The sequence below is a fragment of the Maribacter antarcticus DSM 21422 genome, from assembly GCF_000621125.1.
Lineage (GTDB): Bacteria > Bacteroidota > Bacteroidia > Flavobacteriales > Flavobacteriaceae > Maribacter > Maribacter antarcticus.
The window spans coordinates 503375-525688 of the sequence record NZ_KK211214.1; the positions used below are offsets into that span (position 1 = coordinate 503375).

Consider the following 22314-nt stretch of genomic DNA (forward strand, 5'->3'; position numbering starts at 1 on the left):
GCATTTTATGAAAATGAACTGATTTTTAATAATCAAAAAACAACTTTTCTATATGTATTTATATTGTTGACCTTAATTTATTCTTTTGCCATCCTTACAAAGAGGAATTTTGAGTATAAAAATCCCCAACTAAAACTTGGGGATTTTTATAAGATTAAAGTAGACTTATTCAAAAGGAACAACCTGATTGGAACTTTTATTTGTTATCAGGACCTCATTCAAATCTATAACCGTTGAGGCTACTGTTCCGCCTGGTTCATAAACTATGGCGTCTAAATCGTTTACTACCGAAAGAATAAAAGATGGGATAACCCCTACAGTACCTGGGTCGCCTTCATTGATATTTTCGTTCAACAATATTTCGTTTTCGTCTATGACCAACTTCACACCCATATCTACGAATCGGAGACCTTCCGCTATAAATACTTCTTGTCTTGTTCTATACAATAATGCCAAACCTGAGTCATCATCTTGCATTGTGGCTATATCCGCTAAAGTTAGTGATGTTCCTGATACTGCTGGAACACTAACTTCGCCCGACTTCCTATCTAGGACGAGTCCTTCTATACCGTTTACAACAATACCAGAGCTGTTAGGCCTAGAATTAGCAACAACCTGTGTTCTATCTTCAATGTCGTCATTAAAAGTGCGAACTGTGCGTGTAGCTATTAAATCCAATAAATTGGTTAAATTTAATCTTGCCGAATCGATATCGTTATCTGAAAGGTCTGCTTCAGCTAAAATAAGCATAGCTTCCTCAGCTTTTAGATAATGCACAGGAGCGTCCGATTCAGGACTCAAAAAAGAATACTTAGGGTCTAAAAAGTCTAAACTTGGCAGTGGCTGTAAATCGTCAAAGTTACCTCTTTCATACAAGGCCGATTCGAATGTGTTTGACGGTCCGTTAGATTGATCAAAGAGAGCAAATCTATCAAATGAGGCATCAATGGCAAGGGCATTTTTAGCGGCAGCTACGGCTTCATCCTTGTTACCCAAATAATAATTAGCCCTAGCTATGGCCAAATGATATTCTGGCTTCGTTGTTAAGGATAAAGCCTCTCCAAATGCCGTTATAGCGTTCTGATAGTGTTGTTCTGAAGTAATAGGAGCTCCAGTAGGTTCCTGTGCTAATGTAGAAAAATACATTGCCGAAAATAAATAGGACAACCCCTCAAAATACTTAAATTCCGCCTCTGTTTCTGAGGTGTAATTAGGATCCGCTGGACCTACTTCTTCAGTTCCAAAAACAGCTATTTCGCGTAGTCTATGAATTTGGCGTTGTGTATCTCTCATATCAGGGTCTGTAATTTGCATGTCTAACCTATCAAGAAATTGACTATAAAAAGTTTGGGTGTTCACATAATTGTCAGAGCCAAGTTCTGACAAAACTAAGGTTTCGTTGAACACATTAGCTAATTGCCTTTCCAGCCCTGTAAGCAGTATTGATGCAGAATTCGGTAGACCTACTACCGAAGCTTCGGATAAATTTGGATTTTCAATTTCTTGAAATGCAACCGTATCCCCAAAATCACCGGTACAACTAAACGTAAAAATAGCTGCACAACATATTATTATTTTTTTCATAATTTCTTTTTTTGTTAAAATTCAAATCTTAATGAAGCAATATATGTCCTAGGAACAGATTCTGTACCATAGGCGAAACCGCCACTCGCAAAGCCATTTTGTGCGGCTATACCAGACCCTGTTGTTTCTGGGTCAAACCTACCAGCCGTCCAGTTAAACGGATTTGTTAGCGTAACGCCTAAACGAATGTTGCTGAACAGAGGCTTTGCAATATCTCCGAAATTATAGGAAGCTCCAATATTTCTAATTTTTAAGAAATCACTATCAAAAACGAAGAAATTAACATAATTAAATGGTGAGGTAGTGCCAATTAATTCCTCTGGGATACCTGTATCATCTGTACCGCGTAGATGCCTCAACAAGAAGCTTAAATCCGTAATTTTACCTCCAAGCTGATAATCAGCCGTGGCAAATAAATTAAAATCGCCCCATGTATAGTTAAGCCCCATGGAACCAAAAGTAGGGGCAAACGTATCACCTAAGGCTGTATTGGCCTCAAAGGCATAGGTGCCGTCATCCTGAAGGACAGCTGCTGTCCCTCTTAAATAACCTAAACTCTGACCCTCCTCGACAACTGAGCCCAAAACAGTAAAGCCACCAACAACAAATGGTGGAGCGCCTCCTGAATCTGTCACTAAATTCTCAACTGTGTTATAGGAAACATTTACGCTTAAAGAATGCTTACCTGTTTGTATTGGTGTGGCTGTCAATGCAAATTCGTAACCATTATTTTCTATCGTACCAATATTTTGTATTTGATTTAACTGTCCCGTAGATGGTGCAGATTGCGGAGTAAATAGGGCATCTTCTGTAGTACCTAAATATCTTGTTCCACTTAGATACAATCTATTACTGAAAAACCCTAACTCAAGACCGAATTCAGTTGTTTTTATACGTTCAGAGAGCAATTCGTCGTTTCCGGGATTATCAAAAGTGAAAGATGGGTTTCCTAAGAAGGGGTTTTGAGCAAAAGTTCTGTCCTGTTGAAAAGGCTGGAAAAAGTTTGTCGCTTCTCCATAATTAGCTCTAAACTTAATCGTAGAAACGACATCGCTGATACCTGAGTTTATATAAAAATCATGGTCACTCAAATTATAAGTCAATCCAATTTTAGGCAACAGGAGTGGCTTAGTATTTTCACCCGATGCGGTGTTGTAATCCAATCTACCACCAAACTCCAAGAAAGCTACATCATATATTCCAATATTTTCTAAAAAGTAAAGACCATAATTGGCATTTTCTAAAAAGAAATCAGAAAACGTCTGTTCCGAAAAGTTGTTCAAAGAACGTGTGCCATCTACTCCTCCAGAGCCCTCAAGTCTATTTTGTCTATCCGTGGTTCTAAAAAATTGCCCTCCAAGAATAGAAACAAATGAAAAATTTTCTGTATTTGCTTTATGGGTGACGTTAATATCAGATGTTACCGTGAAGGCAGACCTAAGAAATCTCGTGAATACGCCTCTGTCCGTAGTGCCTTCTGGCTCATCACCCAATTCAACTAAAAGTGAATTACTTTGTAATTCTTCCTGAACGGTATTTCTGGTATCAACACCTACGGTCGCATTTATTTGTAGGTTATCCTTGACATCATAAATAAATTTATTAGAAGCCGTTAAACGATTTGTAGTGCTTGTAATATCAACAAGATCTGCTAGATTCCTAGACCTTTGGAGTTCAGTTTGAAACTCTTCTTCTGTAAATTCTGCTGTGTCACCCCGGGCAGAACCTTCAAAATTAGAAAACCTAGAAAAGCTGGTATTTGCGTTATAGTCTAAATTAGATTCAAAATTAACAAAAGAAAAAGAACCTTGATAGCGCAACCTTTCTGTAACCTTGGCAGTAAAGCCGAACGTAAAAGACCTTCTAATTTGCTCATTAATATCATTGAAACTATCATCTTGGTAAAGGCTACCTCCAAAATTATATGAGAATTTTTCCGAACCACCGCTGAGTCCTACTTTAACCTCTTGGGAAAAACCGGTTTCAAAGATTGCCTCACCTGTTCTGTCGTACTTCAAGAAATCCCTAGTACCGTCAATAACACCAGCATTAGTTTCAAAAAAAGCAGTGCTTTTGCCGTCCTTTCCTTTTTTAGTAATAATTTGAATAACACCATTTGCGGCATCGGCTCCGTATAAAGTAGTAGCAGCACCACCTTTAATGTATTCAATTCTTTCAATAGATTCTACAGGTATATCTGCCAAGGCCGACACACTTGCTCCACCGGTTGCAATACCTAATTCTGGGTTTGAATTTAAATTATCAACTCTGATACCATCAATAATAATAACTGGTGTTCCGGAGGTAGCAGCAGAGATAGGCCCCCGTGTTCTTATGATAGCTGCAGTTCCAGGCTGACCAGAACTCAACCGAACTTGGGCACTAGGCGCAGTGGACTGCAAAAGTTGATCAATCTGGTTTGCCGGAAGTTTGTCAATATCTTCAGCATCCAAAACATCAACAGTAGTAGATAGTTTCCTTCTTGCTATACCAGAACCTTGTCCTGTTACAATAACTTCTTCCAAAGCTTCTGCGTCTTCCAGCATTTCAAGGTCCATAGTATTGGAAGTACCGACTGTTAACGTAACGGTCTTTTGCCCAATGTAGCTATAGCGTAGTTGTTCACCTTCTTGGACGTTAATAGTATAATTACCGTCAAAATCTGTCTGTGTTCCTTGTGTCGTCCCTGCAATAATTACGGATACACCCGGTAAGGGTATATTACTTTGGTCTGTAACGGTTCCTTTAACCGCTTTTTCCTGTGTAAAAGACAGGTGAACAACAAACATTAATAACAGCGTAAGAATCCCTCTTGTTTTTGTTCTCATGTAATTCATTTGAGTGTTAATGTATATTTGAATTGAAGAATAAATTTAAAGAGTCGGCACATTTTTATCGATAGCTAATCCAAATTGAAAATGATAGACCAAAACCTATTATATTATTTTTAATACAGCCGACGCCCTAATTATATTGAGTTCAAAATAACGATATTAGTGGTTGAATGGAATAAATACCGACCTAGATTAATAGTAAACCGATGGAAAGTAACGTTCACTGTATTCGTAAGACTATCATTAGGAGAATGTTAGTAAGAACAGAAGTAGTTGGCTTTTTTTTGGCAAAAACAGTGAAATGATATCGTTGCACAGCATTGGATATATTCCATATCTTTTATGTACGTAATTAGTAACACATCCGACCTTAGCCGATAGCATTTGTGATATACGTTCTCGTAAGATAAAGCGTGCTTTTTTCACACAAATGAATACCCTTTTAGATTGGCATCCCATTATAACTGTTCTAAAAAAACACTACACTAAAGGAAAAAGCACCACAGGTAAAGCTGGTTATAGTGGCATACTTCTTTCAAAGATGAGTTTATTACAAACCTGGTATGGTTTAAGCGATTATGAAGTAGAAGACCGATTGAACGACAGTATCTCATTCAGTTATTTCTGTGGAATGCATATAGATGAAGTAGCACCAGACCATAGCACCTTAAGTAGATTTAGAAGCGCCCTTACCAAAGTCAAAACCTTTGAGAAGCTCTTTGGTTCTATCAATGCGTAACTAGAAACTCATAACATCATTGTTAAAACAGGAATCATAGTGGATGCTAGTGTTATAGACACCCCACTTCGACCAAAAGGAAAGACCAATCATAAGGTAACTGAAGATCGTACTGAAGAAGAGGTTGCAGTTACAAAAGAGTATGGCGAGAGTGTAGATAAAGATGGCACTTGGCTAAAAAAAAGAGGGAAATATCATTTTGGTTTTAAAAAGCATTATGTGACTGATAGCGAAGGACTTGTTTTAGGTGTTTTAACCACCACTGCTAGTAAAAATGAGATTTCCAATTTTGAAGAAGTCTTGGAAACAGTAAACGTAGCGTTACCAAAAGACATTCCCTTAAAAGCCGACAAAGGGTACCAATCAAAGAAAAATATGGTATTGTTGAAACAACGAAAACTAAAAATAATGTTCTAAATAAAACCTACAAGAATATGCCTTTAACCCGATGGGAAAAGAAGTTCAATAAATTAATAGGTAAGACAAGGTTCAAAGTAGAGCGAACATTTCGAGGGATAAAAAGATGGTTTAACGGAGGGTTAGCAAGATATAGAGGAATGGAAAAAATGCATACCCAAAACTTAATGAAAGCGATGTATTATAATTTGTATCGAAGTCCAGCAATAATTGCATCTAATTGTAAAAATTAAGATAGAAACAATAACAAAATCACCTTTAAAGGTAAAAAAATCTCAAAAATAGATTAGAGCAAATTATTCAATTTTGCAACGGTCTTAAGATGTGAGAGGTATCTGTTAAGTAACTAATTATGGTAAACGTTATCTTAGGTGGCAGTAATGTGGAAAGATGAGTGCACCGTTGTGTTCGTTTCATGAACTATATTCCCAACATAACTTGCGTCACAGTCACACAGAAAATTGTTTAATGTACTTGGCAGGTGTCATGCGTTTCCGCTTTTTAAAAGCTCTGTAGAAGGAAACCTTATTGTTGAAGCCAGATTCATATATCAAATCCCTGACGAGTCGTATATTTTTCGGATTCTGCTCTATGATTTTCACACTTTCGTTTATGCGATAGTCATTAATAAATTCGTAAAAGTTCTTATTAAATTTCTGATTTATAACCTGAGATAGGCTGTAGCGGTCAGTGTTAAGTGTTTCTGAAAGGGTCTGTAGTGTGAGTTTGTGGTCTAAAAATAGTTCGTCTTCCTCCATTGCTTTAAGCAACTCTTTTGTTAGCGAACTCAGCATATCTGATGTTAGTCCGCTATTCTTGTATTTTTTTTCAATAGATACAGCACGGTTCGTTGTTTGTTCCATGCCATGGCTAGGGTAAAGGATATTAAGGAATCCAAGAATAATGATGAATATTGAAAAACAATAGGCTCCAAGGTATTTAGTTAGGTAATCAAAGCCGCTTAGACCTTCGAATTCGGCCCTTAAAACAACAATAAGAAGCAGGAAGATAAAGAAGGATATCAAGGCCTTTGCCCAAGTTCTAGGCATTCTATCTAGGAGTTTTCTATAGTTTATATAATCTCTTACCATTAAGACGATATAGAATGAAAAATATATTGCTTTGATCCAATTATTAGTCAAATATGTAATAAAAAACCAAGTAATACTGTATTCGGTAACCTCGGAGCCTACCTTCATATTTCCGATAATGGCTAATGATAAGAGCGAAACGATAAAAATTAAATAGTGTCTTAGAATAGGTGTTTTGGAAGTAGTTTTACAGGCATCTTCTGCCATTTTTTTAAGGTATAAATATAGCGAAGGAGCCCACAAAAAAATTAAGCTATTGTAAAACGGCAAAGTTGGATTGTAACTGAGATCTTCCCACCAATAAAGTACAAGCTCTATAAGTATGAGTGCTGTGGTCAAGGTATAGGCACCTAAAAAAATATTAAAAGTTTGTTTTTTTATGTAGCTTAGAATTATGTAAAAACCCAGAAAGATACCAGCAACTCCAATACCTCCAAAAAAAACATTTTGAAGCAGAAATTCCAGTCCGACAGTACCATTACTTAAAGTATTATAAAATAAGTGTTCATAAGACAAACTCCCAAAATCGAAAAAGGATGTCAAATTATTCATAATTAGCTATCAAACATTTTATATTAAAAATATGTATAAATTTCGAATAAGTCTGTTAAAAAAAGCGATAGAAAACCGCGACCATTATGTTTTTAAGGGATAAAAACGAGTTTTTTTGTGGTCGCCTATAGTGAGGTTATATGTCTATGTTGTTTAGGGTTTGCACCTTATATTTAAAGTTCTAATCGTTGATTTTTTTAGACCGACATAAAAAATGTGCCGTATTTGAGATAGATGAATGTGTTTTGGTAGTCTTCGCTTCTATGGAACAACTGTTTTGAGAAGATTTTGGTTGCATTAGCTAAAGTTACCTGCAGTCGTTCGGACTATTTTATCTGGTTGGTTTGAAAACAAAAACCCCTATAGCGGATAGCTATGGGGTTTAATATGTTATCCTAAAAGGTTTAATGGAGAAAGATTTACCACATCACCGGCACGGCTACTCTAACAGTGTCCCAGCCCATAACCATGTGAGCTCCTCCATCTACATCCTTAAAGGCTATAGAAAATTCCTCAAGGGAATCTCCTGAACTAGTCCTTCCCATAACACGTACTATATCTGATGCTTCCTTATAAAAATAAGAACCCCATTGATTTAATTGGCTGTGGAGGATTACCGTCCACTCTTTTTCACCAGGTATGGTAAGTAATGCGTAAGTACCTGCTTTAACTTCTTTTCCTCCAAAAGTCACATCCTTGTAGAAAGTAATTTCAGGAGCTTCGTTGGCACCCGTTCTCCAAACTTCGCCTGCTGGTGCAAGATTCGTTAAAGAACGACCGTTTAGTTGAGGTCTTCCGTAAGAAATGCGTACTACTTTTTCAGAGATTTTATAGTCGCTTGGGTAGGAAGCCATATCCGACGGACTTTTATCCATTCCTGAAAATTTTTGGGCGCTGGTGTTTGTTGTAAAAACCAAGGCAAATACAAATAGCGCAAGGGTAACTAATTTTTTCATCATTACTGTTTGTTTTAAACTATTTCAAAGCTAAGTAGTTCGTAAATTAAATTTCCTTAAAAAGTCGTTAATTTTTTTCAATACTTACATATAGATTTATTATTTGTAAAATTTTAGCTTTCAAGTTTTCAATTATATTAATAAATAGAATTATTGTGTAATAATGAAATCATATAATTAGTTTTAGTTTGATAATTGAAACAATAAAATGATATTTGTATTAAAACTGATATAATAGTAAAAATTATGTGTGGAATAGTATGTGCATTTGAGGTTAAGGAAAATACTGAGGTGTTAAGGCCTAAGTTGTTGGAGATGTCAAAAAAAATCCGGCATAGAGGTCCAGATTGGAGTGGTATATATAGTAATGATAAAGCAGTTTTAGCCCATGAAAGATTGGCTATCGTAGACCCCGCCTCTGGAAAACAACCGCTACTTAGTAAGGATGGGAAATTAGTGCTAGCCGCGAACGGTGAAATTTATAATCATAGGGAATTAAGAAAGCAGTTTGAAGGTAAGTACGATTTTCAGACAGAATCTGACTGTGAAGTTATCTTAGCTCTGTACCAAGAAAAGGGAGTAGGCTTTTTGGATGAAATGAACGGTATTTTTGGTTTCACCATCTATGATGCAGAGAAAGATGAATATTTTATAGCACGAGATCACATGGGAATTATTCCCTTGTATATGGGTTGGGATCAAAACGGAACCTTTTATGTTGCTTCAGAATTAAAAGCATTGGAAGGTACCTGCACCAAAATCGAACTTTTTCCTCCAGGGCACTACTTGCATAGTTCGGACGGAGAGCTTAAAAGATGGTATTCTAGGGATTGGATGGAGTATGATGCGGTCAAGGAAAACGAGACTAGTATCCAAGAAATAAAAGAGGCGCTGGAAGCTTCCGTACACAGGCAATTGATGTCCGATGTGCCTTATGGGGTATTGCTTTCTGGTGGCTTAGATTCTTCTGTAATTTCTGCTATTGCAAAGAAATACGCACAAAAACGAATAGAATCAGACGACACTACCGATGCTTGGTGGCCACAATTACACTCTTTTTCGGTGGGTCTAGATGGTTCTCCGGATTTGGCTGCTGCCCGCAAGGTAGCCGACCACATTGGTACGGTACATCACGAGATAAAATTCACGATTCAAGAAGGCCTGGATGCTATAAAGGATGTGATTTATAACTTAGAAACCTATGATATTACGACTATTAGAGCTTCTACACCAATGTACTTAATGGCTAGGGTCATTAAATCGATGGGGATAAAAATGGTGCTTTCGGGTGAAGGTGCAGATGAGTTATTCGGTGGCTATCTATATTTTCATAAGGCACCAAGTCCAAAAGACTTTCATGAAGAAACGGTTCGCAAACTAGATAAGTTGCATATGTACGATTGCCTTAGGGCGAACAAATCATTAGCAGCTTGGGGAATAGAAGGTCGTGTGCCGTTTTTGGATAAGGAGTTTATGGATGTTGCCATGCGCATTAATCCACAGGATAAAATGATCAATGGCGAACGTATGGAAAAATGGGTAGTAAGAAAGGCTTTTGAAGACATGTTGCCACATAGCGTTGCCTGGAGGCAGAAAGAACAATTTTCCGATGGTGTTGGGTATAGTTGGATAGATACGCTTAAAGAAGTGGTAAATACTGAAGTATCGCATGAGCAATTGGCAAACGCAAAATTTAGATTTCCACTACAGACACCTACCAGTAAGGAGGAGTTTTACTACCGGTCTATATTTGAACTACATTTCCCCTCAGATGCTGCAGCACTTTGCGTACCTCAAGAACCATCTGTCGCTTGTAGCACAAGGATTGCCTTGGAATGGGACGAAGCGTTTAAAAACATGAACGATCCTTCTGGTAGGGCAGTAGCTAACGTACATGACGCTGCTTATAAAAAATAAAAGGCATGATAATTTTGTTTATTATGTTTTAGAAATAGCTCAGTTTTGTTTTTTTAATTAGCTTTTAAAGGGTGTCATGAATTTGGCACCCCTTTTTTAGTTTTAAACGAAATAGGAATGTTATCCCCTTTAAGGTTTAAAATGCTACAGTAATTGGATATATTTAGGGCGATTCTAAAAACTAAGAAAAATGAGAGGTGTAGTTGTAACGTGTATAAAGTCTTTTTTGTTTGTTTGGTTTGGTTTACTTTTATTTTCCTGTGTAGACCAGCCTGCGGCTGAGGCTGAAAAACCAAATATTCTTTTCATATTATCCGATGATCATACCTCACAGGCTTGGGGTCTTTATGGGGGTATTTTACAAGACTATGTTCAGAACCAAAATATTCAACGCCTGGCTAACGATGGTGCTGTGCTGGAAAATGCCTTTTGTACCAATAGTATTTGCACCCCTAGTAGAGGTGCTATTCTTACAGGGCAATATAGCCACGTGAATCAGGTGTATACCTTGAACGAGCCAATTCCTGCCGGACATCCTAATATAGCCAAGACCTTTAAGGAGAATGGCTACCAGACCGCTGTGATAGGGAAGTGGCATCTGGTGGAACAGCCAGAAGGGTTCGATTATTTTAACGTGCTACCAGGACAAGGAGAATACTGGAATCCTATATTAAAAACGAAGGAAAACTGGATCGATGGCCGTGATGGTTCTTCCGGAAAGCAATATGAAGGTTTCTCAACGGATGTAATTACTGAACTTACTATAAATCACCTTAAAAAGAGAGATAGTACCAAACCCTTTATGATGTTCTGTAACTTTAAGGCTACACATGAACCTTTTGATTACCCGCCACGGTTTGCTTCGCTTTATGAAAATGAGACTATTCCGGAGCCTGAATCTCTTATGGATTTTGGAAAGGAAACTACGGGGAGAACTTTTAAGGGACAAGTGTTGGAGAATTTGGGAGCTCGTTGGCAAAAAGCTACCGACACCGATAATTTTTGGACCACGTATCCTGGACTTCCCTATCCATTAGATGGTATGGATAGTATTCAAAAGCGTAAAAAAATCTATCAGAAACTCGTGAAGGATTTTATGAGATGCGGAGCTGCAATAGATGATAATATCGGAAAGCTCCTCGATTACTTACAGGATGAAGGAATTGCTGAGAATACGATTGTCATTTATACTGCAGATCAAGGCTACTTTTTGGGCGAACATGGTTTTTTTGATAAACGCTTGATTTACGAGGAGTCCCTTCGCATGCCTTTTGTTATTCGATACCCAAAGGAGATAAAAGGAGGACAGCGTATCGATGATATTATTCTGAATATTGATTTTTCCGCTTTATTAGCGGATTATGCCGGTATTGCTAAACCAGCTTATATTCAAGGAGAAAGTTTTAGGGCAAACCTAAACGGGAATACCGCAAAGGATTGGCGTAAGCAGATGTATTACAGGTATTGGTTGCATAGTCCAGATAGGCCAGCACATTTTGGTGTCCGAAACGAACGCTACAAATTGGCGTTCTTTTATGGTCAAGATTTAGGTAAAAAAGGCACGTCTCAAGAAACCACACTTCCTAGCTGGGAGTTTTATGACCTTGAGGAAGATCCAAAAGAGTTGAATAATGCAATAAATGAAGGTAAGTATGAAACTATTATTGCCGACATGAAGCTGCAGCTCAAGGAAGAACGAAAAAAGTATGTTGATGAGGACGAGGATTACCCTGTAATGCGAGATATTTTGTCTGAGGCCATGTTGGAGTAAAATCACCTTTGAAATCACGTTGGGTTTTAATTGCAGTGTAAGTGTTTTTATAAGTAGTCGATTTCTATCTTTTTTACTGGAAATAGTGGCTGTTGTTTGAAGGTGTTTTATAAGCTATATCGGCTATGGGTTTTTGCACAATTTTTGTTGATAACTTACTAATGGCCAAGGGTTATAAAAATCATATTTCATGGGGTATTGCGTATATTTGTCGGATTGCAAAATTTGAAGTATAAACAACCTTAAATTTATGAGCGAAGCAGCAAAAAACGAAGACGAAGAAAATAAGGAAGAGGCGTTGAAGAAAAAGCCGGAAGGTCCTACTAAGGATTATTCAGCGGATAGTATTCAAGCTTTGGAGGGAATGGAGCATGTTCGCATGCGTCCGTCTATGTATATCGGCGATGTGGGTACTAGGGGACTGCACCATTTAGTATACGAAGTAGTGGATAACTCCATTGATGAGGCTATGGGTGGTCATTGTGATACCATAAGTGTTATCATAAACGAAGATAATTCCGTTACTACGAGGGATAATGGTAGGGGGATTCCCGTAGGAATGCACAAAAAAGAAGGAGTATCTGCACTTCAGGTCGTAATGACTAAGATTGGAGCTGGTGGTAAGTTCGATAAGGATTCTTATAAGGTATCCGGTGGACTGCACGGTGTTGGTGTTTCTTGTGTAAACGCCTTGTCCGCCCATTTAAGGGCTACCGTTTTTAAAGACGGTAAAATTTGGGAGCAGGAATATGAGCGCGGGAAGGCTATGTATCCTGTAAAAGCAATTGGAGAGTGTGCCCCAGAAGATAGAGGTACGGAAGTTACCTTTTTGCCGGATACGACCATTTTTACTCAAACCATAGAATACAGTTACGAAACCTTATCAAGTAGAATGCGAGAGCTTTCATTTTTGAACAAAGGGGTCACGATTTCAATCACGGATAGGCGTCAAAAAGACGAAAAAGGAGAGTTTGTATCCGAAGATTTTTATTCTGATGAAGGTTTAAAGGAATTTGTTTCGTTTTTGGACAGTAACAGGGAATCGCTCATTCAGAATGTGATTTCAATGGAGGGAGAGAAAAACGATATTCCTGTTGAAGTTGCGATGATTTATAATACCAGTTACACGGAGAACCTTCATTCTTATGTGAACAATATTAACACCCATGAGGGTGGAACACACTTATCTGGCTTTAGAAGAGGATTGACCTCTACGTTAAAGAAATATGCAGATGCTTCTGGGATGTTGGATAAACTAAAATTCGAAATACAAGGAGATGATTTCCGTGAAGGACTTACAGCGATTGTTTCCGTTAAAGTTCAGGAGCCTCAGTTTGAAGGGCAGACCAAAACGAAATTAGGTAATAGAGAAGTTTCTTCTGCCGTTAGTCAGGCAGTGTCTGAGATGCTCACAAATTACTTAGAAGAACACCCGGACGATGCTAAGATTATTGTGCAGAAAGTTATATTAGCAGCCACTGCAAGACATGCTGCTACAAAGGCGCGTGAAATGGTACAGCGTAAAACGGTCATGAGTATCGGAGGCTTGCCAGGGAAATTATCGGATTGTTCCGAGCAAGATCCAGCCTTGTGCGAAGTGTTCCTTGTTGAGGGAGATTCAGCAGGTGGTACGGCTAAACAAGGAAGAGATAGGAAGTTCCAAGCAATTTTACCACTTCGTGGTAAAATTTTGAATGTGGAGAAGGCAATGCCGCACCGTGTTTTTGAAAACGAAGAAATTAAGAATATTTATACTGCCCTCGGCGTAACTATTGGAACAGAAGAGGATAGTAAGGCTTTGAATCTACAGAAACTGCGTTATCATAAAGTAGTCATTATGTGTGATGCCGATGTAGATGGTAGCCATATTGAAACCTTGATTCTTACCTTTTTTTTCCGCTATATGCGAGAATTGGTAGAAGGTGGTCACGTATATATTGCCACTCCTCCATTATATTTGGTAAAGAAAGGCCAGAAGAAGAAATATGCGTGGAGTGATAAGGAACGGGACGAGATTGCGGACAGTTACAGTGGAGGAGTCGGAATTCAAAGATATAAAGGTCTTGGAGAAATGAACGCAGAACAATTATGGGACACCACTATGAATCCTGACTTTAGGACCTTGCGTCAAATAACCATAGAAAATGCAACCGAAACAGATCGTGTTTTTTCTATGCTAATGGGAGATGAGGTACCGCCACGTAGAGAATTTATAGAGAAGAATGCCGTCTATGCGAACATTGACACATAGAAATGGTCACTTACACAACAAAAACCTGTACGTATCGTACAGGTTTTTTAGTTTTATCTAATTTAAAGTTTAGTAGTCATTGGACCATTCGGCGTGTTTTAAGGCATATGAGTAAAAATAATCGCATGTGTTTCAGTAGAATAAAGTATTAAAATTTTTTAAGATGAAACGTATAATTACAGGTTTATTAGTTTGCTGTTGTTCTTTGATGACAGCGCAAACCAGTCTCAACAATATTTTTGCTGCTGGCTTGGAAGATGCAGAGCGATTCACAAAAGATTATTTGGCTCCTTTTTCAGAAAGTAGCGTATATAGTTTTTCAACAGGATGGTATAATACTGCCGATGCCAAACCTTTGGGCGGTTTCGAAATATCTTTTGTAGGGGCGGTTACAAATCATAAAAACAAAGAGGATAAGCAAACTTTTATTTTAGACCCTAACGAGTATGAGAATTTAAATTTTGTTCAAAACCCTGGGACTGCTAGACCAGTTGCTAGTGCCTTAGGTGATATACAGGGAACACGTGTTTTTGTAGAAGGCCAATTTGCTGGAGTAAACGTCCGAGAGGAATTTGAGCTCCCATCTGGTCTTTCTGCCGAAGGTCTTGATTTTTTACCTTCAGGGTACTTACAAGCTAGTGTTGGTATTTTTAGAGGTACGGAGGTTAAAGCACGGTTCTTGCCTAAAATCGCATATGAGGGAGCTTCAGTGGGTCTTATTGGATTTGGTTTGCAACACGATTTTACGAAATTATTACCAGCAGACAAGATATTGCCAGTGGCAATATCTGGGGTAATAGGATATACAAAGCTCGATGGGGATTATGATCTTTCGGATATTAATTTGGTAGATGGAGAAAACCAGCGTATCGAGGCTGATATGAGTACTTGGTCTTTTAGTGCGGTAGTTTCAACAAAATTACCCATCATTAACTTTTATGGAGGCGTAGGTTATTTAACCGGGAAATCCCAAACCGATGTTCTTGGAGAGTATAGGGTGACCAGCGGACCATTCGCATCCGAAACGTATACAGATCCTTTCTCTATTGCTGAGAATTTTAGCGGCGTTACCGGCACCCTAGGTGCTAAATTAAAACTAGGGTTCTTTAGGTTGCATGCTGACTACACCTTAGGTGAGTTTAATACGGCGACTGTGGGGGTAAATTTTGGGTTTAGATAGTCGTAAATAGGTCAATATCTTTAATTAGAGCTTAGTGCCGATTAAATTGTTGTCAAAAACGAAATTGGGTTTTTAGAGCAAAAATACTTTGTGAGGGGTTTTTCGTTGAAGAGGATGGATTAACACTCACAAAATTAATTTTAAACGACCCTTCTCTGTTTGGGTACTTCAATAATTTTGGAAAAAATATCTTTAAAATTTACTACGTTGCTTAAAAGCATAACATTTTAATAGCTGCAATTTTGGGGTAGACGATTTAGTAAAGATTAAAATGATGTAGTTTTTTAGATTCCCAAATATCTAAATTGACCATAGCTGTAAAGAAATCGTTAAGAAATATGGGGCATTGAAACTACTTATAGATAAACTGCTGTTATCCTTCAAAGCATCATATGTGACTGCTATTTACTTAAGTGTGCATAAAAATAACAAGGATTACAAGAGCTGGATTTAACATCATGTTCGATATGGAGGTGTCGGTAATTATGAAAATAGGTAGTTGAGTAGTTAGTCCAGATGTTTTGTTGAATTGTAAAGGGTATTTAAATGGTACACTAGTATTTCCTAAAACATAAAAAGGCCTACCCAGATTACTCCAGATAGGCCCTTTCCCATGGCTCTGTTAAGATTGTTTACTCTTTTATAGCAAGAATGTTCCCATCGTTTTGTTGAAGCAAGATGCCATCTGATACGGTATTGATGGTTACGATATCGATAGATTTGTTTTTTAGCTCTCCATATTCAATAGTATAGATGCCATCTTCTTGAGACCATCTAAAGTCAGTTTGCTCAATTATTTTTCCTGCATTAAACTCGTGGTACCTTCCTAGGTATACGTCGTTAAAAATCCATTCTTTACGTGTGGTGTTTTTGGCTGTGCTACCTTCCTGAAAGGATGCAGCTTCAATCCATATCCCAATGATGGGATCGTTGTTCTGTTCAATTCTAGAGCAATTACTAGAAAAAATAATGGCAAATATCGCCATTAACGAAAGTAATTTTTTCATCATTAAAGTAGGTTTTCGGATTTGGGTATCCACTTATCATAACGAGCATGTAGATTGCCTTATTACTAAAATTCGTTGTATGGTAACGATTTTACGATATCTTCGTTGAACCACCCTTTTTTTTAACGTAACTGTCCGTTCATCGATATTTTGTGTGTGGGTTTATCATACATTATTAAAGTAGTCCATCCTGTTTTTTATCAATAAATACTTATTTTTGAAGGATAGGCTATAACCATAGTTAAGGATAGTTGTGGTCTTACAGTGATAACCATATAAATTAATCAATAGATGAAAGTTACAGTAGTAGGAGCAGGAGCAGTAGGTGCAAGTTGTGCGGAGTATATAGCAATCAAGGATTTTGCATCAGAGGTTGTCCTTTTAGATATAAAAGAGGGGTATGCAGAGGGTAAGGCAATGGATTTGATGCAGACGGCCTCATTAAACGGGTTTGACACTAAAATTTCAGGAAGCACCAATGACTATGCTAAAACGGCTAATAGTGATATTGCGGTAATTACTTCTGGAATCCCAAGAAAGCCGGGGATGACAAGAGAGGAGCTGATAGGTATTAATGCAGGGATTGTAAAAACAGTTTCCAGTAATTTAATAGCACATTCGCCAAATGTGATTCTTATCGTAGTGAGTAATCCTATGGATACCATGACCTATTTAGTACATAAAACTACGGATCTTCCAAAGCATAGGATTATTGGTATGGGAGGTGCTTTAGATAGTGCTCGTTTTAAATACAGACTAGCAGAGGCGATGGAAGCTCCGATTTCTGATATAGATGGTATGGTAATCGGTGGTCATAGTGATACTGGGATGGTACCTTTGACCTCGCATGCTACACGTAACAGTATTAGGGTATCTGAGTTTTTATCCGAGGATAGATTGGAACAAGTAGCCGCTGATACCAAAGTAGGTGGGGCTACCTTAACAAAACTATTGGGAACAAGTGCTTGGTACGCTCCTGGAGCGGCAGTTTCTGCATTGGTGCAGGCTATCGCCTGTGATCAAAAGAAAATGTTTCCATGCTCTACTTTTTTAGAAGGGGAGTATGGATTAAACGATATCTGTATTGGAGTGCCGGTAATTTTAGGTAGAAACGGTATTGAGCAAATCGTTGATATTCCTTTGAGTGATACAGAAAAGAACAAAATGCAGGAAAGTGCAGCAGGAGTTACCAAGACAAACAGTCTTTTATCCCTGTAAGTTTTAATATAAACCAAGATTAAAAGCCTTCCTATGTTGATAACAGTCAAGTAGGATGGCTTCCTTTTTACAATTACTTCTAAATATATTGTCAATTCCTAAGGTAAATCATATATTTACGCGCTATTGTAAAAAGCACTCACAAAATTCACACAACCAATGCAAAATAAAGGACTTATAAAGCTTTTCGCTTTATTATTCGGGTTAGTAAGTATCTACCAGCTATCCTATACTTTTATCACAAGTAAAGTAGAAGGCGAAGCGGAAGTATTTGCTACAAGCCGTGTTTCGGACTCGGAAGACGATTATGTTTCCAAGAGGGAAGCTATGGAAGCCAATTACTTGGACTCTATAAGTGAGAATACCATTCTTGGTTATACCAACTATGGTGAAGCCAAGAAAAAAGAACTTAACAAGGGACTAGACCTTAAGGGTGGTATCAATGTTACCCTACAGATTTCGGTAAAAGATATCTTAAAAGGCTTGGCAAATAACACCAAAAACCCTGTTTTCAATAAGGCCTTGGCCGATGCAGATCTTGCATCGAAAGAGAGCGATGACACCTATTTGGACTTGTTTTTTGATGCTTTTGATAATATAAAAGGAGAGACTAAATTAGCCTCACCAGAGATATTCTCGAACAAGGGACTTAGCGATGAGGTCAATTTCCAAATGTCCGATGACCAGGTAGAACCAATTATAAGAACAAAAATAGACGAGTCTATCATTTCGGCCTTTGAAGTGTTACGCGAACGTATTGATGGTTTTGGGGTAACGCAGCCGAATATCCAAAGAGAAGGAAATTCTGGTCGTATTTTGGTAGAATTACCAGGGGCAAGGGATATCGCACGTGCGCAAGATTTGCTATCCAGTACGGCTCAATTGGAGTTTTGGGAAACTTATTCTCAAAGCAACACGAGTTTTAGCACTTTTTTAATTCAAGCAAATGAAAAATTAAAAGGTATTGTAAGCGTTGATGAACCTGAACAAATCAAGGAAGAGACCGAATTGGACTCTTTATTGTCAGATGTGGCAGCCGATTCTTTAGATTTGGCAACTCAGGTAAACCCACTTTACGAATTGTTAATTCCTGCAAACCCGGGAAGTAATGCTATGTTTCAAGCAGCTATTAAAGATACTGCTACAATTGGAGGGTATTTGAGATTGCCGGAGATAAAAAGACTTTTGCCAGCTGATATTCAATTTACAAAATTTGTTTGGGAACGTCCAGCAACCGAGGATACTGAAATTATCAATCTTTACGCCTTAAAGTCTAATCGTGAAGGTGCACCAAGAATTAGTGGTGATGTGGTGAGTGATGCGCGTGGTGAGTTTGACCAGTTTAGTAAGCCTGTAGTGACTATGGGAATGAATTCCAAAGGCTCCAAACTTTGGCAAAAACTGACTAGTGATGCTAATATAAACCAAACAGGGATTGCAGTAGTATTAGACAATAAGGTGTATACAGCGCCAGGTTGTTCTGTTGTAGGTGGTATTTCTGGTGGTAGAACTGAAATTTCTGGAGACTTTACCGTAAACGAAACAAAAGATATTTCGAACGTATTAAGGGCTGGTAAATTACCTGCCTCTGCTGAAATTATACAATCGGAAATTGTAGGTCCGTCTTTAGGTCAGGAAGCTATTGATAGTGGCTTTATGTCCTTCTTGATAGCTATGGCAATTGTATTGTTATGGATGATTTTCTATTACGGTAAAGCAGGTATTTTTGCAGATATAGCACTGTTATTGAACATTCTATTGATTTTTGGGGTGTTAACAAGCTTAAATGCGGTGTTGACCTTACCAGGTATCGCAGGTATCGTATTAACTATTGGTATGTCAGTGGATGCGAACGTCCTTATATTTGAGCGTATAAAAGAAGAACTAGCGAAAGGCAAAGGTAGAAGCTTAGCGGTTTCCGATGGTTTTAGTAATGCACTTTCTTCTATTTTAGATGCCAATATTACAACCGGACTTACGGCAATTATACTCTTTGTGTTCGGCTCTGGACCCATCAAAGGTTTTGCAACAACTTTATTAATAGGTATTCTAACATCGTTGTTTACGGCTATTTTCATTACACGATTACTGGTAGACTGGTACATTGGTGGTAAAGGAAGAACATTGAATTTTTCTACAGCACTAACAAAAGGACTCTTTAAGAACATGGGTATAGATTTCTTAATCAAAAGAAAGATAGCGTATGTGATTTCCGGTATTTTGGTCGCTATTGGTTTGTTCTCATTGTTCGCAGGACCTGGCTTGCAACAGGGGGTTGATTTTATTGGAGGACGTTCCTATACCGTTCGTTTTGAGCAGCAGGTTAATCCGTCTGAAATTGCATCTGAACTTAACGATGTTTTTGGAAGCGGTACGCAAGTGAAAACATTTGGAGAGTCGAATCAAATTAAGATTACTACACCATATAAGGTGGATGTAGAGGGAATAGAGGTTGATAACGAGATACAGGATAAACTGTATACTTCGTTGCAAAAATACTTGCCAGATGGTATTACAAAACAAGATTTTATGGTAGGTAGTTCAGACAAAGCTCTAGGTATTATGCAGTCTGTTAAGGTTGGGCCTACGATTGCGGATGATATAAAGAATAATGCCTTCTTAGCGATTCTAGGGTCATTGGCTGTCGTCTTTTTATATATTTTATTACGTTTCCGTAGGTGGCAGTTCTCCCTGGGAGCGGTTGCAGCTGTTTTTCATGATGTTTTGATTGTGTTGGGTGTGTTCTCTATTTTGGGTAAAATAATGCCTTTCAACATGGAAATAGACCAAGCCTTTATTGCAGCTATACTTACGGTAATCGGATATTCTTTGAACGATACTGTGGTTGTGTTTGACCGTATACGTGAAATCATCTCGGAACGCGGCTGGAAAGGCGGAGAAAATATCAATTCCGCTATTAATAGCACCTTGAGCAGAACATTAAATACTTCTTTAACCACTATAGTGGTGTTACTTACCATATTTATTTTTGGTGGGGAATCGCTAAGAGGTTTTATGTTCGCCATGATTATAGGTGTGATTGTAGGAACCTATTCTTCTGTATTCATTGCAACACCAATCATGTATGATGCATTGGGTAAGAAATTAAGTTCTGGTTTAGAGGATAAAGAATAAAGTAGACTAACTCAAATTAAAGAGCCGCTATTCCTTAGGGAGTAGCGGTTTTTTTGTGGTTTAACACTATTTTAAATCAAGATATTTCGGGGGCTTTCCAACAACTATAAAACAGCTAATTGAAGTATTTTAGATTTTTTAGTATTAGTAGAAGATATCTAAGATTTAATAGCAAGAAGCTGTCTTAGATGATTCAAGAGCTTTCTTAAATAGGGATATAAAAGAGGTGGCAAACTATTGAGTATAGGTAGTAGCACTTAAAGAGTTTTCTTTACTTGCTAAATGTAATATCTAGGTCAGCTTAAACCTTCTTTTGCTTAGTCAATAACTCCTTCTGAACCGCTAGGTGTCATAGCCAGTTTAAAAATAGAGGTAGGTGATAACCCTGGCTCGTTACGGTGAGAAACAAAAACTATTGTAGTGTCCGTTTCATTGGCTATTTTGTTTACGAGTGTTATTAATAGCGTTGCGGATGTGTCATCCATTCCTGCTGTAGGTTCGTCTAATATTAACAAAGGTGGATGCTTAACCATAGCTCTGGCTGTCATTAGTAAGCGTTGTTGACCTAGAGAAAGGTCTTTAAATAGTGTATGTCTCTGATTCCAGAAATTGAGCAGTTGTAACCATTCCTTGCTTTTTTGTTTTTGCGTTTCGGTAGGTTTAATATAAAGGCCAATCGAATCCCTAAATCCGGAAATAAGCATATGTTCGACGCTGTGCGTTCCTCTGAATTTATCTGTTATATTGGATGAGAAATAACCGATTTTTTCTTTGATTTCCCAAACGCTTTCCCCGCTTCCCTTCTTTTGTCCGAATATATAGATGTCTTGCCCAAAGGCTTTTGGGTTGTCTCCAACAATCATGGATAGGATTGTGGTTTTTCCTGACCCGTTTTTTCCCTTAAGTTGCCAGAAATCCCCTTTGTGTATTTTCCAGGTGATGTTGTTCAGTATCGGTTTTTTTGCGTAGGATATGGATACGTTTTTGAATTCGATTAAGGTGTCTGCGTTACCGTCAATACGTCGTATGGGTCTTGGAATATATCCTTTAAAATGGGTTTTTGAATTAAACTCTTTATCTAATTCTTCAGATTTAAGTTGGGTAAATTCTTGCTTTTTTAATATCCCAAAATTAGCTGTAAAAGGTAATATATCAGATTTTCTACTGACAAGCTGTATAAAACTTGTCTCCTGTGTCTTTTGCGTAAGTAACTGCTTTAATTCAACTTGAAAATCAGCATCCAAATTATCAAACGGATTATCTAGAATAATATAATCAGGTTGCGAGGCTACTATGTGTTGCAGAAGGGCTTTCTTTTGTTCGCCGCTGGACATAGTTTTTAAAGGCTGTTGTGCATTTATTAATGCAGTATCGCCATGACGTTCTTCTTGATTTACAAAGTTTGTAATGGCTATAGGAGAGAACAATGCACCTTTTTGATTTTTAAAAGCCTTGAAGTTCGGATGGGTTTGATTTAAAATTGCCTCAATGAATGTTGATTTATTTGAAGCGTTATTTACGAGGATGGCCCAATGTTGTATCATGCTAGCTGTTTGTCCTATAGATGTGTACAGGGGTGTTCTTATAAGTTGTTTTTTGATAGTGTTCCATTTCATTGTCAACCGAAACCCGTAGTGAAGGTAAACTACCTACATGTATAAA

At 37.8% G+C, this 22314-nt stretch carries 13 protein-coding genes and 1 pseudogene; 8 read left to right on the plus strand and 6 right to left on the minus strand.

Annotated features, from left to right (window positions below; genetic code table 11):
- Nucleotides 1-165 precede the first annotated feature (165 nt).
- Together Q360_RS0118710 and Q360_RS0118715 are read right to left on the minus strand one after the other, a co-directional pair.
- Complete coding sequence (locus Q360_RS0118710) at nucleotides 166-1584, minus strand: hypothetical protein (protein ID WP_027078442.1); 1419 nt, start codon at nucleotides 1582-1584, stop codon at nucleotides 166-168.
- A gap of 14 nt (nucleotides 1585-1598) precedes the next feature.
- The gene (locus tag Q360_RS0118715; protein WP_169734672.1) at nucleotides 1599-4412 is read right to left on the minus strand and encodes a TonB-dependent receptor plug domain-containing protein; all 2814 of its coding nucleotides are present in this window, start codon (nucleotides 4410-4412) and stop codon (nucleotides 1599-1601) included.
- Between the two features lie 436 nt (nucleotides 4413-4848).
- Between Q360_RS0118715 and Q360_RS25950 the strand changes: the two genes are divergently transcribed.
- Both Q360_RS25950 and Q360_RS27515 read left to right on the plus strand, forming a co-directional pair.
- Complete coding sequence (locus Q360_RS25950; RefSeq protein ID WP_027078444.1) at nucleotides 4849-5157, plus strand: IS5 family transposase; 309 nt, start codon at nucleotides 4849-4851, stop codon at nucleotides 5155-5157.
- 39 nt (nucleotides 5158-5196) lie between these two features.
- Nucleotides 5197-5807 (plus strand): annotated as a pseudogene (locus tag Q360_RS27515) (transposase).
- A 216-nt stretch (nucleotides 5808-6023) separates the two neighbouring features.
- Here Q360_RS27515 and Q360_RS0118730 read toward each other — a convergent pair.
- Both Q360_RS0118730 and Q360_RS0118735 read right to left on the minus strand, forming a co-directional pair.
- A complete protein-coding gene (locus Q360_RS0118730; protein ID WP_027078446.1) occupies nucleotides 6024-7217 on the minus strand; it encodes a helix-turn-helix domain-containing protein in 1194 nt (397 codons plus the stop codon).
- Nucleotides 7218-7636: 419 nt separating this feature from the next.
- Complete coding sequence (locus Q360_RS0118735) at nucleotides 7637-8173, minus strand: DUF2911 domain-containing protein (protein WP_027078447.1); 537 nt, start codon at nucleotides 8171-8173, stop codon at nucleotides 7637-7639.
- A gap of 246 nt (nucleotides 8174-8419) precedes the next feature.
- Here Q360_RS0118735 and asnB point away from each other — a divergent pair, with 246 nt between their 5' ends.
- From asnB to Q360_RS0118755, 4 genes are all read left to right on the plus strand, one after another.
- Nucleotides 8420-10090 (plus strand): asparagine synthase B, encoded by a 1671-nt coding sequence (gene asnB, locus Q360_RS0118740; RefSeq protein WP_027078448.1) that lies wholly within the window; start codon nucleotides 8420-8422, stop codon nucleotides 10088-10090.
- 190 nt (nucleotides 10091-10280) lie between these two features.
- The gene (locus Q360_RS0118745) at nucleotides 10281-11861 is read left to right on the plus strand and encodes a sulfatase family protein (RefSeq protein ID WP_156950175.1); all 1581 of its coding nucleotides are present in this window, start codon (nucleotides 10281-10283) and stop codon (nucleotides 11859-11861) included.
- A 250-nt stretch (nucleotides 11862-12111) separates the two neighbouring features.
- Nucleotides 12112-14112, plus strand: a complete 2001-nt coding sequence (gene gyrB, locus Q360_RS0118750; RefSeq protein ID WP_084273503.1) for a DNA topoisomerase (ATP-hydrolyzing) subunit B — start codon at nucleotides 12112-12114, stop codon at nucleotides 14110-14112.
- Nucleotides 14113-14275: 163 nt separating this feature from the next.
- Nucleotides 14276-15292 carry a DUF6588 family protein gene (locus Q360_RS0118755; RefSeq protein ID WP_027078451.1) on the plus strand — a complete coding sequence of 339 codons (1017 nt, stop codon included), beginning with the start codon at nucleotides 14276-14278 and terminating at the stop codon, nucleotides 15290-15292.
- Between the two features lie 632 nt (nucleotides 15293-15924).
- Here the strand turns inward: Q360_RS0118755 and Q360_RS0118760 are convergent.
- Nucleotides 15925-16302, minus strand: coding sequence for a hypothetical protein (locus Q360_RS0118760; protein WP_245603296.1), 378 nt, complete (start codon nucleotides 16300-16302; stop codon nucleotides 15925-15927).
- A gap of 288 nt (nucleotides 16303-16590) precedes the next feature.
- Here Q360_RS0118760 and Q360_RS0118765 point away from each other — a divergent pair, with 288 nt between their 5' ends.
- Together Q360_RS0118765 and secDF are read left to right on the plus strand one after the other, a co-directional pair.
- Nucleotides 16591-17517 carry a malate dehydrogenase gene (locus Q360_RS0118765; protein ID WP_027078453.1) on the plus strand — a complete coding sequence of 309 codons (927 nt, stop codon included), beginning with the start codon at nucleotides 16591-16593 and terminating at the stop codon, nucleotides 17515-17517.
- A 159-nt stretch (nucleotides 17518-17676) separates the two neighbouring features.
- Nucleotides 17677-20652 carry a protein translocase subunit SecDF gene (gene secDF, locus Q360_RS0118770; RefSeq protein ID WP_027078454.1) on the plus strand — a complete coding sequence of 992 codons (2976 nt, stop codon included), beginning with the start codon at nucleotides 17677-17679 and terminating at the stop codon, nucleotides 20650-20652.
- Nucleotides 20653-20969: 317 nt separating this feature from the next.
- On the opposite strand, the gene Q360_RS0118775 is transcribed toward secDF, so the two are convergent.
- The gene (locus tag Q360_RS0118775) at nucleotides 20970-22196 is read right to left on the minus strand and encodes an ATP-binding cassette domain-containing protein (RefSeq protein WP_051554867.1); all 1227 of its coding nucleotides are present in this window, start codon (nucleotides 22194-22196) and stop codon (nucleotides 20970-20972) included.
- Nucleotides 22197-22314: the final 118 nt, after the last annotated feature.